Annotated in this window: 15 protein-coding genes; 6 read left to right on the top strand and 9 right to left on the bottom strand. The window is 61.6% G+C overall.

Annotation, left to right across the window (positions count from 1 at the left end; translation table 11 throughout):
• Window positions 1-59: 59 nt before the first annotated feature.
• The 4 genes from I5961_RS24775 (at window position 60) to I5961_RS24760 (ending at window position 3,131) form a co-directional block, all read left to right on the top strand.
• Window positions 60-335: a DUF493 domain-containing protein gene (locus tag I5961_RS24775; protein WP_064382178.1), complete on the top strand. Its 276-nt coding sequence runs from the start codon at window positions 60-62 to the stop codon at window positions 333-335.
• Complete coding sequence (gene lipB, locus I5961_RS24770) at window positions 335-982, top strand: lipoyl(octanoyl) transferase LipB (RefSeq protein WP_227233630.1); 648 nt, start codon at window positions 335-337, stop codon at window positions 980-982. Before I5961_RS24775 ends, lipB begins: the two co-directional genes overlap by 1 nt.
• Before the next feature lie 25 nt (window positions 983-1,007).
• Window positions 1,008-2,006: a lipoyl synthase gene (gene lipA / locus I5961_RS24765; RefSeq protein ID WP_162130488.1), complete on the top strand. Its 999-nt coding sequence runs from the start codon at window positions 1,008-1,010 to the stop codon at window positions 2,004-2,006.
• A 174-nt stretch (window positions 2,007-2,180) separates the two neighbouring features.
• Entirely contained in the window at window positions 2,181-3,131 is a 951-nt protein-coding gene (locus I5961_RS24760; RefSeq protein ID WP_227233628.1) for a S66 peptidase family protein, read from the top strand.
• Between the two features lie 117 nt (window positions 3,132-3,248).
• Here I5961_RS24760 and I5961_RS24755 read toward each other — a convergent pair whose 3' ends face one another.
• From I5961_RS24755 to leuS, 5 genes are all read right to left on the bottom strand, one after another.
• The gene (locus tag I5961_RS24755) at window positions 3,249-4,571 is read right to left on the bottom strand and encodes a lytic murein transglycosylase (protein WP_085697609.1); all 1,323 of its coding nucleotides are present in this window, start codon (window positions 4,569-4,571) and stop codon (window positions 3,249-3,251) included.
• Window positions 4,572-4,632: 61 nt separating this feature from the next.
• The gene (arfA, locus tag I5961_RS24750) at window positions 4,633-4,797 is read right to left on the bottom strand and encodes an alternative ribosome rescue factor ArfA (RefSeq protein WP_007958672.1); all 165 of its coding nucleotides are present in this window, start codon (window positions 4,795-4,797) and stop codon (window positions 4,633-4,635) included.
• 138 nt (window positions 4,798-4,935) lie between these two features.
• The gene (gene holA, locus I5961_RS24745) at window positions 4,936-5,973 is read right to left on the bottom strand and encodes a DNA polymerase III subunit delta (RefSeq protein ID WP_227233627.1); all 1,038 of its coding nucleotides are present in this window, start codon (window positions 5,971-5,973) and stop codon (window positions 4,936-4,938) included.
• A 39-nt stretch (window positions 5,974-6,012) separates the two neighbouring features.
• A complete protein-coding gene (gene lptE, locus I5961_RS24740) occupies window positions 6,013-6,618 on the bottom strand; it encodes an LPS assembly lipoprotein LptE (protein ID WP_085697608.1) in 606 nt (201 codons plus the stop codon).
• Window positions 6,619-6,705: 87 nt separating this feature from the next.
• On the bottom strand, window positions 6,706-9,312 hold the full coding sequence (leuS, locus tag I5961_RS24735; protein WP_085697607.1) for a leucine--tRNA ligase: 2,607 nt from the start codon (window positions 9,310-9,312) through the stop codon (window positions 6,706-6,708).
• 254 nt (window positions 9,313-9,566) lie between these two features.
• Between leuS and I5961_RS24730 the strand changes: the two genes are divergently transcribed.
• Both I5961_RS24730 and I5961_RS24725 read left to right on the top strand, forming a co-directional pair.
• Window positions 9,567-9,890, top strand: coding sequence for a hypothetical protein (locus I5961_RS24730; RefSeq protein ID WP_011336088.1), 324 nt, complete (start codon window positions 9,567-9,569; stop codon window positions 9,888-9,890).
• Between the two features lie 105 nt (window positions 9,891-9,995).
• Window positions 9,996-10,775 (top strand): YdcF family protein, encoded by a 780-nt coding sequence (locus I5961_RS24725; RefSeq protein WP_085697606.1) that lies wholly within the window; start codon window positions 9,996-9,998, stop codon window positions 10,773-10,775.
• Between the two features lie 74 nt (window positions 10,776-10,849).
• Here the strand turns inward: I5961_RS24725 and lnt are convergent, their stop codons facing one another.
• Genes lnt through I5961_RS24705 form a run of 4 tightly spaced genes read right to left on the bottom strand, consistent with a single transcriptional unit; the run spans window position 10,850 to window position 14,724 of the window.
• Window positions 10,850-12,373: an apolipoprotein N-acyltransferase gene (gene lnt, locus I5961_RS24720; protein ID WP_227233625.1), complete on the bottom strand. Its 1,524-nt coding sequence runs from the start codon at window positions 12,371-12,373 to the stop codon at window positions 10,850-10,852.
• Between the two features lie 14 nt (window positions 12,374-12,387).
• Complete coding sequence (locus tag I5961_RS24715; protein ID WP_007909641.1) at window positions 12,388-13,227, bottom strand: HlyC/CorC family transporter; 840 nt, start codon at window positions 13,225-13,227, stop codon at window positions 12,388-12,390.
• Between the two features lie 5 nt (window positions 13,228-13,232).
• Complete coding sequence (gene ybeY / locus I5961_RS24710) at window positions 13,233-13,727, bottom strand: rRNA maturation RNase YbeY (protein WP_085697604.1); 495 nt, start codon at window positions 13,725-13,727, stop codon at window positions 13,233-13,235.
• A complete protein-coding gene (locus tag I5961_RS24705; protein WP_085703114.1) occupies window positions 13,720-14,724 on the bottom strand; it encodes a PhoH family protein in 1,005 nt (334 codons plus the stop codon). The genes ybeY and I5961_RS24705 overlap by 8 nt, the downstream gene beginning before the upstream one ends.
• Window positions 14,725-14,773 lie beyond the last annotated feature (49 nt).

Raw genomic sequence — 14,773 nt, 5'->3', positions numbered from 1 at the left:
TCCTGTCCGGAGCGGGGCCTTGTTCGTTACCGGGCTTACGCTTACGAGGCCGTTACGCCATGACCGATACCGAAGTAAAGGCGCCAAAGATCGAATTTCCCCAGGTTGATTATCCGGTTAAGGTGATCAGCGATACGGGCGTCGGCAACAAAGACAAGATCATCGACATCGTCAAGAAACACGCCAGCATCAATGATGAGCGTGTCGACGAGCGTCAAAGCAGCAACGGCAAGTACACCACCATCCAGTTGCACATCGTCGCGACCGACCAGGATCAGCTGTACAACATCAACAGCGAACTGCGGGCGACCGGTTTCGTGCACATGGTGCTGTGATGCCGGGCACGCTGGGCTTTCGCGAACTCGGCCAGATGGCTTACGAGCCGGTCTGGCAGGCCATGCAACGTTTTACCAACGAGCGTGGCACCACGGCCCCGGACGAAATCTGGCTGGTTGAACACCTGCCGGTGTTCACCCAGGGTCAGGCCGGCAAGGCCGAGCACCTGTTGCTGCCGGGAGATATTCCGGTGGTGCAGGTCGACCGCGGCGGTCAGGTGACCTACCATGGCCCCGGTCAACTGGTGGCGTACCTGCTGCTGGATGTGCGCCGACTCGGTTTCGGCGTGCGCGATCTGGTCAGCCGCATGGAACGCTGCCTGATCGAACTGCTGGCCAGTTACGGTGTGACCGCCGTGGCCAAGCCGGATGCTCCCGGCGTCTACGTCGACGGAGCGAAGATCGCTTCTCTGGGTTTGCGGATTCGCCACGGTTGTTCCTTTCATGGCCTGGCCCTGAACGTGGACATGAACCTGGAGCCGTTTCGACGGATTAATCCCTGCGGCTATGCCGGGCTGGCGATGACCCAGCTGAGCGAGCACGCAGGATCGATTGAATTTGCCGAGGTAAGTGCCCGGCTGCGCGCGCAGCTCGTCAAACACCTCGACTATGCTGAGCAGACGACCCTGACGGGCGGAATCGACTGATATGACTACTGATGCAGTGCAAACCATGATCCCGACGCTCGACGTGACCGAGCGCCCGGCCCCGCGTCCCAAGGTTGAAGCCGGCGTCAAGCTGCGCGGCGCCGAGAAGGTTGCACGCATCCCGGTGAAGATCATTCCGACCACCGAACTGCCGAAGAAACCCGACTGGATCCGCGTGCGCATCCCGGTTTCGCCGGAAGTCGACCGCATCAAGAGCCTGCTGCGCAAACACAAGCTGCACAGCGTCTGCGAAGAGGCGTCCTGCCCGAACCTGGGCGAATGCTTCTCCGGCGGCACCGCGACCTTCATGATCATGGGTGACATCTGCACCCGTCGCTGCCCGTTCTGCGACGTTGGCCACGGTCGTCCGAAGCCACTGGACGTCAACGAGCCGGAAAGCCTGGCCATCGCCATCGCCGACCTGAAACTCAAGTACGTGGTGATCACCTCGGTTGACCGCGACGACCTGCGTGACGGCGGTGCCCAGCACTTTGCCGACTGCATCCGCGAAATCCGCAAACTGTCGCCGAACGTGCAGCTCGAGACCCTGGTCCCGGACTACCGTGGCCGCATGGACATCGCCCTGGAAATCACCGCCGCCGAGCCGCCGGATGTGTTCAACCACAACCTGGAAACCGTGCCGCGCCTGTACAAGGCTGCGCGCCCGGGTTCGGACTACCAGTGGTCGCTGACCCTGCTGCAACGCTTCAAGCAGATGATGCCGCACATCCCGACCAAGTCCGGCCTGATGCTGGGTCTGGGCGAGACCGACGACGAAGTCATCGAAGTCATGAAGCGCATGCGCGAACACGACATCGACATGCTGACCCTGGGCCAGTACCTGCAACCGTCCCGCAGCCACTTGCCGGTGCAGCGTTTCGTACACCCGGACACCTTCGCCTGGTTCGCCGAGGAAGGTTACAAGATGGGCTTCAAAAACGTCGCGTCCGGCCCATTGGTGCGTTCTTCGTACCATGCCGACGAACAGGCGAAACTGGTCAAGGCCGAGCTGCTCGGTTCCTGATTCAGCGCTGAATGAGAAAATGCCCGCCGGGGTTTATCGCCCGGCGGGCATTTTTTTGTCTGGCTTACACTCGTTACTGACTTTTCCTGCAATCTGCGGCGCGGCCGGGCCTCTTCTGTTTGTCGCCGTTCCTGACTACTGTGTGAGCATGACTTCACACAGGGAGATCCATGGATGACCGTTCGACCGACCCACACCCTTTTTCCGCACAAGCCTGTGCCCGCGCTGCCGTCGGAAGGGCTGATAGGCGTAATTGCGCCTGCCGGCCCCGGCACGCTCGATACCGAAAAGGCCGTTCAGTGGATGCGCGCCCGGGGTTACGGTTTGCGGGTGTTCCCCGGCGTCTACGAGAAGGACGGTTATCTGGCCGGCAGCGACGAGGTGCGGCTCAATGATCTGCATGCGGCGTTTGCTGACGAAGAGGTCGATGCAATCATTTGCCTGCGAGGTGGGTATGGCACGCCAAGGTTGCTGGACCGGATCGACTACGATCTGTTGAGCCGTCATGCCAAGCCCTTCGTCGGTTACAGCGACATCACCGCGCTGCACCTGGCCATCAGTCGCTACGCCGGGTTCGTGACCTTTCACGGGCCGTTGTTGAATGCCGATCTGCTGGGGGACAAGGAACCGCCGACGGTGACGTCGTTCTTCGCCATGCTGCGCGGTCAGTTGAAGGCCGGCAGTGTACTGAGTCACCCGGCGGCTTATCCATTGACCACCGTGGAGCCGGGCATTGCCCACGGACGTTTGCAGGGCGGCAATCTGGCGATGATCGCCGCGACCCTGGGCACGCCTTACGAAATCGACGGCGAAGGGGTGATTCTGCTCATCGAGGACATCAACGAGCCGTTGTACCGGATCGACCGTTTGCTGACGCAAATGCGTCTGGCAGGCAAGTTGGCCAGATTGCGTGGCGTGCTGGTCGGGGACGTGGCGGGCGTGGATGTCGAGGCCTTGAACCGCTTGCTCAAGCAGACCTTTGAACCACTGCGGATTCCGGTGCTGTCCGGCTGGCGTAGCGGGCACTGCGATCCGAACCTGACGTTGCCACTGGGGGCGCTGGTTCGACTGGATGCCGGGAAGAAGGAGTTGATGCTGGAGCAGGATGTGGTGATCAAGGCGTAGGGATTAATCGCCTGATAGTCAGTCATCGCGGGCAAACCCGTTCCCACAGTTTTCAGGTCGTACGCAGATATTGCGAACCCCTCTAAACCTGTGGGAGCGGGCTTGCCCGCGATGCTTTTACTGGTTGCGCAGGCTTTCCAGCAGCTTGTGCGTCGGATAACCATCCGCCGGCCAGCCGAATGACTGCTGCGCACTGCGGATAGCCTTGCGCGTATTGGCGCCGATGATCCCGTCCGCCGCACCGGCATCGTAGTTGCGCGCGGTCAGCAGGTTTTGCAGTTCGATCCGCTCGGTGCGGCTCAACGGCAGGTCATCTTTTGGCCAGGTGCCATTGATCAGGCCGGCGCCGTTGAAGCGCTCGGACAACAGACTGACGGCCAAGGCATAGGACGACGAATTGTTGTACTTGAGGATCGCCCGGAAGTTATCGAGGATCAGGAACGCCGGGCCACGATAGCCGGCCGGCAGCAGCAGGGCAGCGGACAGTTGCTCGGCGCCGGCCGGCACCTGGCCGCCGTTCGGCAGGATCACGCCCAGTTGCCGCCATTCGGCGACGCTTTTACGAATCGCGCCGTCGGCCAGGGTGTAGTTGAAACCACTCGGCAGTTGCACTTCGAAGCCCCACGGCTGGCCACGCTGCCAGCCGGAGCTTTGCAGGTAATGCGCGGTGGAGGCCAGGGCGTCGGCCGGGCTGCCCCAGATATCGCGGCGACCGTCACCGTCGAAATCCACGGCGTGGGTGTTGTAGGTGGTCGGGATGAACTGGGTCTGGCCCATGGCACCAGCCCAGGAACCGAGCATTTTCTCCGGGGTGATGTCGCCCTGCTGCAGGATCTGCAGTGCCGCGATCAGCTGCGCATGGGCAAAGCCCGGACGGCGACCTTCATAGGCCAGGGTGGCCAGCGAGTTGATCACCGATTTGCTGCCCTGGAACTGGCCGAAATTACTTTCCATCCCCCACACCGACACCAGCGCCTGACGATCGACGCCATAACGCTGTTCGATGCTTTGCAGGATGTCGGCGTACTGGCTGATCAGCGCCTGGCCTTTGCGTACGCGCAAGGGCGAAAGCGCGCCATCCAGGTACTCCCAGACCGGCCGGGCGAATTCCGGCTGGCTGCGGTCGGCACGAATCACGCTGGCGTCGAAGCTGACATTGGCGAAGGCGCGGTCGAACAGGTCTGGACGGATGCCGGCGGCCAGCGCGTCCTTGCGGAAACCCGCTTGCCATTCGGCAAAGGTCTGGGTCGGTTGCAGGTCGAGGTTGTCACCGGACGGCACTACCGGCGGGATGACCGCTGGGGCTGTGGCAACGGGAGCGGTCTGAAGCGGTTGAGCGTCGGCGGCGGTAGGTTTTTCCGCGCAGGCGACAAGCAGTACGAAGCTGGAGGCAGCGATCAGTTGGCGCAAGGGCCAACGACGGGAAAGACTGAGGGGCATGCACAGGTCCAGGGAATACGAATCAGGTGCAGACCTTAACATGAGGAAGGGGTGCTGCGCTTCAAGCGGCCAGAAAGTAAGAAGCCTCCCAGCTGTCAGACTGGAAGGCTTCGCGGCGGTAGCTGCCTTTACCCTTGGTGGGTCGTTCCTGGCGGCTGCGGAACAGGGGTTGGGCGACGATGGATTTGGCCTTGTTGTGGCCATGTTTCGATGGCTTTTTGCTCATGAGGATGCTCTCGATTGAGTGAGGTTATGCGCGGCAGATAATCTGCCGATCTCGGGCGTCTGTCTATAGGACCGAGGGCGCAATGTTCTGTAGGAAACGGACTTGATAAAAAACGGGATCGCAGCGCGATCCCGGATTTCATTCGGCAGGCAATGTCAGGCGCTGACCGGCCATCAGCAGTGCCAACCGGCTCAGGCTCATCCACGGCGAACCGGCTGCCTGCCCCTTGATCTGCGCATCGATGCGCTGTGCTTCGAGCAGCAATTGCGCCCAGCGTTGCGCCGAATAGCGTTGCAGGGCCTTGCTCATCAGCGGTTTGCGCTTGTCCCAGACGGGCGGCTTGGCGTGGCTGAAGCACTTGTCCAGCGGCGTTCCCTGGCTGTATTGCAACGAGATGTTGGCCAGCAGGCGCAATTCCCGGGCCAGAGCCCAAAGGATCACCGGCGGCTCGACCCCTTCACCGCGCAGCCCTTCGAGCATGCGCAGGGCGTGAGCCGGTTCGCCGTTGAGCACTGCGTCGGTCAGGCCGAACACGTCGAAGCGCGCACTGTCGGCGACGGCCGCCTGCACGGTTTCGACGGTGATTTGCCCGCCCTCGGCCATCAGCTTGAGCTTTTCGATCTCTTGCGCAGCGGCCAGCAGGTTGCCTTCGACCCGCGCGGCAATCAGTTCCACCGCATCCTGGCTGGCAGACAAGCCGGCCTGAGACAGACGCTGACGAATCCAGCTCGGCAGCTGGTTGGCGTCCACCGGCCAGATCTGCACGAACTGGGTCTGCTGACCTTCCACCAGCGCCTTGCCCCACTTGGTCTTCTGCGCGCTGCCGTCCAGCTTGGGCAAGCTGATCAACAGCACCGTGTCCTCTGCGGGGCGCGAGCAGTATTCGATCAGTGCGGCGGCGCCCTTGTCACCAGGCTTGCCGGAAGGCAAGCGCAGTTCCAGCAGGCGTTTTTCGGCGAACAGCGACATGCTGGCGCCGGCCTGCAGCAGCGTCCCCCAATCAAAATTGGCGTCGGCGGCGAAGACCTGACGTTCGTCGAATCCTTGCTGGCGGGCAGCGGAACGAATGGCGTCGGCGGCTTCCTGGCACAGCAGCGGGTCATCGCCGCTGATGATGTAGACCGGCGCAAGGGCGCCTTGCAGGTGTTTGCCGAGTTGGGCGGGAGCGAGTTTCATAAGAGAGGGCGAACGGGGCGCCTGAGCGCCCCGAACGTCTTACTGCTGCGGCAGTTCGAGCGGCGACTGACGCGGGGTTTCCGCTTCAGCCTTCTGCGCCGCTTCGAGGGCGTCGGCTTCGGCCTTGGCCCGCGCGTTGGCGGTTTGCTGCAGAGCGTCGAGCTGAGCCGGCGTCAGTTGTTGCAGACGCAGCATCATGCGCTGTACCAGCTCGCGACGGGTTTCACGGCGGGCATCGTTGGCTTCCTGGTCGGAACCCACGAGGTTGTTGCCGTCGTGAATGAACACTTTCTGCACTTCAAGCTTGTCGCTTTTGAGCAGCAGGTTGTTTTCGCCACGGATGTCGTATGAGAGCACGGTACTCACCTGGTACTCACCAGTACGACCGGCACCGGCGTAGCTGAGGATGCGCTGGTTTTCCTGCTCATCGGCCAGGAACAGCTTGTACGGTGCGCCGGAAACGATCTTGACGCCGCTGGCCTCCAGCACCTGACGCAGTTGCGTCACGGTTTCGCCGTAGGCGTTGCGGGCGCTCAGATCGAGCTCCTTGATCGACAGTTCGTTGGTGCCGGTACCACGCAGCTGGAAACCGCAGGCGCTCAACAGGACGGCGAGGCCCATCACCAGCAGATTGCGTTTGATCATTGTGTTGCTCCCCTTGAAACCATGTGGGCCGACTCTGTGGCCCGAAAGGTTTTACTGGGCGTCAGGCTCACCTGACGCCCGATCCAATTAGCTGGCGACGATATTGACCAGTTTCCCGGGCACTACGATCACTTTGCGAATCGTCAGGCCGTCAACGAAACGCAGCACGTTTTCGTTGGCGCGGGCTGCCGCTTCGACTTCTTCACGGGTGGCGGCGGCCGGCATTTCGATCTGGCCACGCAGCTTGCCGTTGACCTGGATCACCAGAGTCAGGCTGTCCTGCACCAGCGCACTTTCGTCCAGCACCGGCCAGGCGGCGTCGATCACCGGATCGGCGTGGCCCAGGCGGTTCCACAACTCGTGGCTGATATGCGGTGTGATCGGAGCCAGCAGCAGCGTCACGGTTTCCAGACCTTCCTGAACCAGTGCGCGATCCTGCTCGGTCGCTTGCGCGGCTTTTTCCAGCACGTTCATCAGCGTCATCACCTGAGCGATGGCGGTGTTGAATTTGTGGTTCTGGCCGACGTCATGGCTGGCCTGCTTGATCGCCTGGTGGATCGCGCGACGAATGACTTTCTGCTCGTCATTCAGGCTGGCGATATCCAGTTTGCCCGGCAGGCCCTGAGTGACGTGGGCCTGAGCCAGACGCCATACGCGCTTGAGGAAACGGTGCGAACCTTCCACGCCGGAGTCGGACCATTCAGCGCTCATGTCAGGTGGCGAGGCGAACATCATGAACAGACGGCAGGTATCGGCACCGAACTGATCGATCATCGACTGAGGGTCGACGCCGTTGTTCTTCGACTTGGCCATCTTCTCGGTGCCGCCGATTTCCACCGGCAGGCCGTCGGCAATCAGCCTGGCGCTGATGACCTTGGCCTTGCTGTCGCGCTCGAGTTCCACGTCAGCCGGGTTGAACCAGGTGTAGGCGCCGTTGGCTTCGCGACGATAGTAAGTCTCGGCGACCACCATGCCCTGGGTCAGCAGGTTCTTGAACGGCTCGTTGGAGCTCACCAGGCCTTCGTCGCGCATCAGCTTGTGGAAGAAACGCGCGTAGAGCAGGTGAAGAATGGCGTGCTCGATACCGCCGATGTACTGATCCACCGGCAGCCAGTGGTCGGCCGCGGATTTTTCCACCAGACCGCCTTCGAAGTGCGGCGAGGCGTAACGGGCGTAATACCAGGACGACTCGACGAAGGTGTCCATGGTGTCGGTTTCACGCTTGGCAGGCTGGCCGCATTTCGGGCAGGTGCACTCGTAGAATTCGGGCATGCGCGCCAGCGGCGAACCGGCGCCGTCCGGCACCACGTCCTCCGGCAGGACGACCGGCAGTTGATCTTCCGGCACCGGCACGTCACCGCAGGCATCGCAGTGGATGATCGGGATCGGGCAGCCCCAGTAGCGTTGACGGCTGATGCCCCAGTCGCGCAGGCGGAACTGGGTGCGCGAGGCGCCGAGGTTTTTCTTGATCAGGGCGACTTCCATGGCGTCGAACGCGCCAGCGAAGTCCAGACCGTCGAATTCGCCGGAGTTGATCAGCGTGCCGTGCTCGCCGTAGGCGTCTTGCCATGGCGCCGGGTTGGTTTCACCGGAGCTGGTGCGGACCACGGATTTGACCGGCAGGTTGTACTTGTGGGCGAATTCGAAATCGCGCTCGTCGTGCGCCGGCACAGCCATGACCGCGCCATCGCCGTAGTGCATCAGCACGTAGTTGGCGACCCACACCGGCAGTTTTTCGCCCGTCAGCGGGTGCTCGACGAACAGACCGGTCGGCAGGCCTTTCTTCTCTTGAGTGGCGACGTCGGCTTCAGCGACGCTGCCGCCCTTGCATTCGGCGATGAACGCTTGCAGCTCAGGGTTGTTCTTCGCGGCGAGAGCCGCCAGGTGGTGTTCGGCTGCCACGGCAACATAGGTTGCGCCCATCAGGGTGTCCGGACGGGTGGTGAAGACTTTCAGGGTGCCGCTTTCGCCGATCGATTCGACGTTGTACGGGAACTGCACTTCCATGCCGCGCGACTTGCCGATCCAGTTGCGCTGCATGGTCTTGACCTGCTCGGGCCAGCCAGTCAGCTCGTCGAGACTCTCCAGCAGCTCATCCGCGTAGGCGGTGATCTTGAAGTAGTACATCGGGATTTCGCGCTTTTCGATCAGCGCGCCGGAACGCCAGCCGCGACCGTCGATCACCTGCTCGTTGGCCAGAACGGTCTGGTCGATCGGGTCCCAGTTCACGGTGCCGTTCTTGCGGTAGATCACGCCTTTTTCGAACAGGCGAGTGAACAGCCATTGTTCCCAGCGGTAGTAATCCGGTTTGCAGGTGGTGACTTCGCGCGACCAGTCCACCGCCAGGCCCAGGCTGCGCAGCTGGGATTTCATGTAGGCGATGTTTTCGTAGGTCCACTTGGCCGGGGCCACGTTGTTCTTCATCGCGGCGTTTTCCGCCGGCATGCCGAAGGCGTCCCAACCCATCGGTTGCAGAACGTTCTTGCCGAGCATGCGCTGGTAGCGGGAGATCACGTCGCCGATGGTGTAGTTGCGCACGTGCCCCATGTGTAGCTTGCCGCTGGGGTAAGGGAACATCGACAGGCAGTAGTAAGTCTCCTTGCCTGGCTGTTCACTGACTTCAAAGGACTTTTGCTCGTCCCAGAACGACTGGGCGGCGGCTTCGATTTCACGGGGTTGATATTGTTCGTGCATGGCTACTTTTGTACTGGATAGGGGTGGCCTAATCCTCTTCAATGCGACGTTCGGGGCGTGCCGGACGAGCTGGAAGTGGAGTTACAGGAAGCGCCGTAGCATACATGACCGCGCTTGGCCTAGGGAAACCCTGATTGCAGCCGTTTGACCGGCTCAAATCGCGGCGAGGGCCGTTGGTCGCGGCGTGCAGCCGGTTTGTGCAGCGAAGCTAAGCTCTAACTGGGGAGTGAGTCTTATCTTCAATGAGGTGAGGGATGGTGGAGTCACAGCAAAAAAACGTTACCAAACCCGAGTTGTACGAGCGGTTGATCGATCGTCTGGGGATGGCCCTGGACGCAGCAAAAACCGCAGGAAGGCTGCGCGACGAGCGCCCCCTGGAGCTGGAATTGCGTGGCTTGAGTCCCGCCGAGTTCAAACTGGTCAAGGCCTATCTGGATCGCAGTGAGCGTGAAACCCACGGATACCTGTCACAAGCAGTGAAACAACTCGATGCAGCCCATACGGCCAAAGTCATCTGGCTCAAGGACAAGGCGCCCGGCAGAGACGCCGTCAAGGTTCGGACTCTGCAGGCCAAGTAAACGCATGGCAGGTCAAAAAGCGGATCTTTTTCAACAGGATCCGACCCTACTGGTTGTCGCGCTGTATCAACCCACTTAGGCTTCGGGCATCTTTGGAGATGCTCGATGCCTTTTCGTTATTTCATTAAACAACTGCTGTTGCCGCCCGGCCTTCTTTTGCTGCTGTTGCTGGCGGCCTGGTGGCTGCGACGTTCGCGGCCGCGACTGGCCGGGCTGTGTTTTGCCCTGGGTTTTGGCGGGTTTTTGCTGATGAGTCTGCCGGTGGTCGTGCAATGGGGCGCCAAGGCTCTGGAGCGCGAGCCGCCGCTGGCCCGCGAAGCATGGGCAGATCTGGCACAGCGCGCCGATGCGATTGTGGTGCTGGGTTCCGGTCGCGAGCGCGGCGATGTGGCCTGGGGCGAAGATCAGCCGACCGGTGTCGGGCTTGAACGGCAGCGTTACGCGGCGCGACTGGCCAAGGCGTCCGGACTTCCGATTCTGACCAGCGGTGGCCTGCATTACGGCACGCCGCCGACCGAAGCGAAATTGATGGCCGATTCGTTGCGCGATGATTTCGGTGTGACAGTGCGCTGGCAGGAAGGGGAGAGCCGCACTACGTGGGAAAACGCCGAATTCAGCGCCAGGATGCTGTTGCCGGAAGGCGTCAAACGTATCGTGCTGGTGACCCAGGCCTGGCACATGCCGCGAGCGGTGTGGAGTTATCAACAGGCTGGATTTGAAGTGGTGCCGGCGCCGGTCGGTTTCCTTGGCACTGACAATGCGCGACCGTTTGGCGGCTGGCTGCCGGAATTCAAGTCGATCTGGCAGAGCGGGCAGTTGATGAACGAGGCGGTGGGGCAGATCGGTTACTCGCTGTTCTACCGAGGGCGTGGCGCCGCCGATTGATGGGGTGTCCTTGACGGCGCCTTCGCGAGCAAGCCCGCCCCCACAGCGTTCACCTGTGGGAGCGGGGGGATCTCTCAGAGAGTCTTGGACATCCGGTTGGTCATCAGCGCCCAGCCGAACAGCACCACGCACAGGACGATCAGCGGCCACGAGCGCCATTGCAGATACGGCGTCAGGTTGTGCATCGGCACCACTTCGCCGTAGAGCACGCCCTGTTCGAATTGCGGAATGCGTTCGGTGATCTGCCCGAACGGGTTGATCAGCCCGGTCACGCCGTTGTTGGTCGCGCGGATCATCCAGCGTCCGGCTTCAAGCGCGCGCATCTGCGCCATTTGCAGATGCTGCAACGGGCCGATCGACGTACCGAACCAGGTGTCGTTGCTGATCGTCAGCAGCAAATCGCTGCGTGCCGCCAGGCCAGCGGCGAATTCCGGATACACCACTTCGTAACAGATGAACGGTGCGACCTGATATCCCTTGGCCTGCAACAGGGCCTGATCGGCAGGGCCGCGGGCAAAGTCGGACATCGGCAGGTCGAAGAACGCGATCAGCCCGCGCAGGATGTCCTGCAACGGTACGTATTCGCCGAACGGCACCAGTTTCTGTTTCAGATAAGTGCCATCGCCTTCGCCGACCACGGTGATGCCGTTGAAGAAGCGTTTTTCGTGACGGACCATCTCGCGGATCGGTACGCCGGTGATCAGCGCCGATTTACGCTCGGCGGCGAAGGTGCCCATCATGTTCAGGTAGCCCTCGGCGGACTCCTTGAGCACTGGCACGGCGGTTTCCGGCCAGATCAGCAGGTCCACCGGTTTGGAGCGGAAACTCAGGTCGCGGTACAGCGCCAGTTGCGCGTTGAGCTCGGCCGGATCCCATTTCATGCTTTGCGCGACGTTGCCCTGAATGGCGGCAACGCTCAGCGGTGCGCCTGACGGACTGGTCCAGGCGTGGCCTTTCAAGGCAATGCCCACCGCCCATGGCCCGATCAGCAATACCACGCCGGCAGCAATGAAGGCTTTGCGGCGGGTTTGCAGCAGGCGCGGTGCGTTGTAGATCAGTGCAGCGGTCAGCGCCAGGACAAACGATACCAGCCATATGCCGCCCACCGGCGCGAGCCCGGCCAGCGGACCATTGAGCTGGCTGTAACCGGAGTACAGCCACGGGAAACCGGTGAGGAACCAGCCACGAAACGCTTCCTGACCCACCCACAGCGCCGCAAAGGCCAGGGCATCGGCCACCGGCGCTTCGTTACGCCGCAACCAGCGCGCCCAGAGCCAGGCGGGCAGGGCGAAGAACCAGGCAATGGCCGCCGTGAAGATCAGCATCAGGAACCCGGCCAGCAGCACCGAAGCGCCGCCGAAGTGGTGGATGCTGTAGTAGATCCAGCTGGTGCCGGCGCCGAACAGGCCGAAACCGAAGCACCAGCCGCGACCCAAGGCCTGGCGCGGGCTCAGCTCTCGCAGCCCTGCATAGAACAGGCCGACCGCCAGCAGGGCCAGCGGCCAGAGATCGAACGGGGCCAGCGCGAAGGTGGTGATTGCACCGGCCGCCACGGCCAGCAGGTTACCGGGCCAGCCGGGGCGGGTTGTCCAGCGCATTTCAGTCCTTAGAATTAACGAGCGATTGGCGTCAGTCGCAGCAAATGAATCCGACGACTGTCGGCGTTCAGGATGCGGAAACGATAGGCGCCGATTTCAGTGATTTCGTTGCGTTTTGGCAAGTGCCCGAACGCGCTCATCACCAGCCCGCCGACGGTGTCGAACTCGTCGTCGGAGAATTCGCTATCGAAGAACTCGTTGAAGTTCTCGATCGGCGTCAGGGCCTTGATCAGGAAATCACCGCTGGGCAGCGGCTTGATGTAGCTGTCTTCTTCGACGTCGTGCTCGTCTTCGATGTCGCCGACGATTTGCTCCAGCACGTCTTCGATGGTCACCAGACCGGCCACGCCGCCGTACTCGTCGATGACGATGGCCATGTGGTTGTGGTTGGCGCGGAACTCACGCAGCAACACGTTCAGACGCTTGGACTCCGGCACGAACGTGGCCGGGCGCAGCAGGTCCTTGATGTTGAAGCTGTCGCCATTCTCCTTGAGGATCAGCGGCAGCAGATCCTTGGCCAGCAGCACGCCCATCACGTCGTCATGGCTTTCGCCGATGACCGGGTAGCGCGAGTGGGCCGAGTCGACCACGGCAGGGAGAAATTCGCGGGGTGTCTGGGTCGCCTTGATGCTGATCATCTGCGAGCGCGGCACCATGATGTCGCGTACCTGCAGGTCAGCCACCTGGATGGCCCCTTCGACGATGGCCAGCGCTTCGCTGTCCAGCAGTTTGTTCTGATGTGCATCGCGCAGCAGCTCAAGCAGCTCCTGGCGGTTCTTCGGCTCGTGAGCAAAAGCCTGAGTCAGTTTACCCAGCCATGACTTTTGCCCGTTGCTCGATCGATCTTCGCTCATAGCGATTACTCTGAATCCTTTGTTGTAACAGTAGGGGATGTTTCGGTTTCGTCGTCCGCGTACGGATCGGGATAACCCAGTTCGGCAAGCAACTCGCGTTCCAGTGCTTCCATTTCCTCGGCTTCCTCGTCATCTATATGGTCGTAACCCAGCAGATGCAAGCAGCCGTGAATGACCAGATGTGCCCAGTGGGCCTTCAGTTCCTTGCCTTGCTCGGCGGCTTCGCGTTCGACCACCGCCACGCAGATCACCAGATCGCCCAGCAGCGGGATGTCGAGAAACTCGTCGGGCACTTCGGCGGGGAAGGACAGGACGTTGGTCGCGTAATCCTTGTGGCGCCAGGTGTGATTCAGCTCGCGACCTTCTTCTTCGTCGACCAGACGAATGGTCATTTCCGAGTCGGCAGTGCGCTGGCGCAGGGCCAGTTCGCACCATTGGCGGAATTCTTCTTCGGTCGGCGCAGACGCTTGGGTCGCGATTTGCAGATCAAGCTCAAGCATCGTGGCGAGTGTCCTTTGGCGCTTCATCGGCCAGTCGCGTCTCGAATCGCTCGTAGGCTTCGACGATGCGTTGCACCAACGGATGGCGCACCACGTCTTTGGGCTGGAAGTGGGTGAAGCTGATGCCCGGCACATCTTTCAGGACTTCGATGACGTGATGAAGTCCGGACTTGGTGCCGCGTGGCAGGTCGACCTGGGTAATGTCGCCGGTGATCACGGCCGTGGAGCCGAAACCGATCCGGGTCAGGAACATCTTCATCTGTTCGACGGTGGTGTTCTGACTTTCGTCGAGGATGATGAAGCTGTTGTTCAGCGTGCGACCGCGCATGTAGGCCAGCGGTGCGACTTCGATCACCTGACGTTCGATCAGCTTGGCCACGTATTCGAAGCCGAGCATTTCGTAGAGTGCGTCGTAGAGCGGGCGCAGGTACGGGTCGATCTTCTGCGACAGGTCGCCGGGCAGGAAGCCGAGTTTTTCACCCGCTTCGACCGCCGGACGTACCAGCAGGATGCGGCGGATCTGCTCGCGCTCCAGCGCATCAACGGCGCAGGCGACGGCAAGATAGGTCTTGCCGGTACCGGCCGGGCCGATGCCGAAGTTGATGTCGTTGCCGAGGATTTCCTTCACGTAGCGCAATTGATTCAAGCCGCGTGGGCGAATCATGCCTTTCTTGGTGCGCAGGGCGACGGAGGCTTCGGCGGGGGCGGGGTTGTCCAGTTGCTCGACGGCCGATTCCTGGAGGAACAGGTGAACCATATCCGGCGACAGCTCTGAACCCTTGGTTTCACGGTACAGGCGGCGAATCAGGTTTTCCGCGGAAGTGGTGTGCTTGGGTTCGCCGATCAGCTCGAACTGATTGCCGCGGTTGCGGATCTCGATGGCCAGGCGCTGTTCGATCAGCCGCAGGTGCTCGTCGAACTGCCCGCACAGATTGGCGAAGCGGCGAGCCTCAAAGGGCTCGAGGATGAAACGATGAGGTTCTATGGGTGCGTTCAAGGTCGTATTTAGCCGCCCTGGGGCAATTGGGATGAAATCAAGGATAACG

It is taken from the genome of Pseudomonas sp. IAC-BECa141, from assembly GCF_020544405.1.
Classification (GTDB): domain Bacteria; phylum Pseudomonadota; class Gammaproteobacteria; order Pseudomonadales; family Pseudomonadaceae; genus Aquipseudomonas.
The sequence above is the reverse complement of the archived record's forward strand: the minus strand, read 5'-3'. Positions and strand labels throughout refer to the sequence as shown.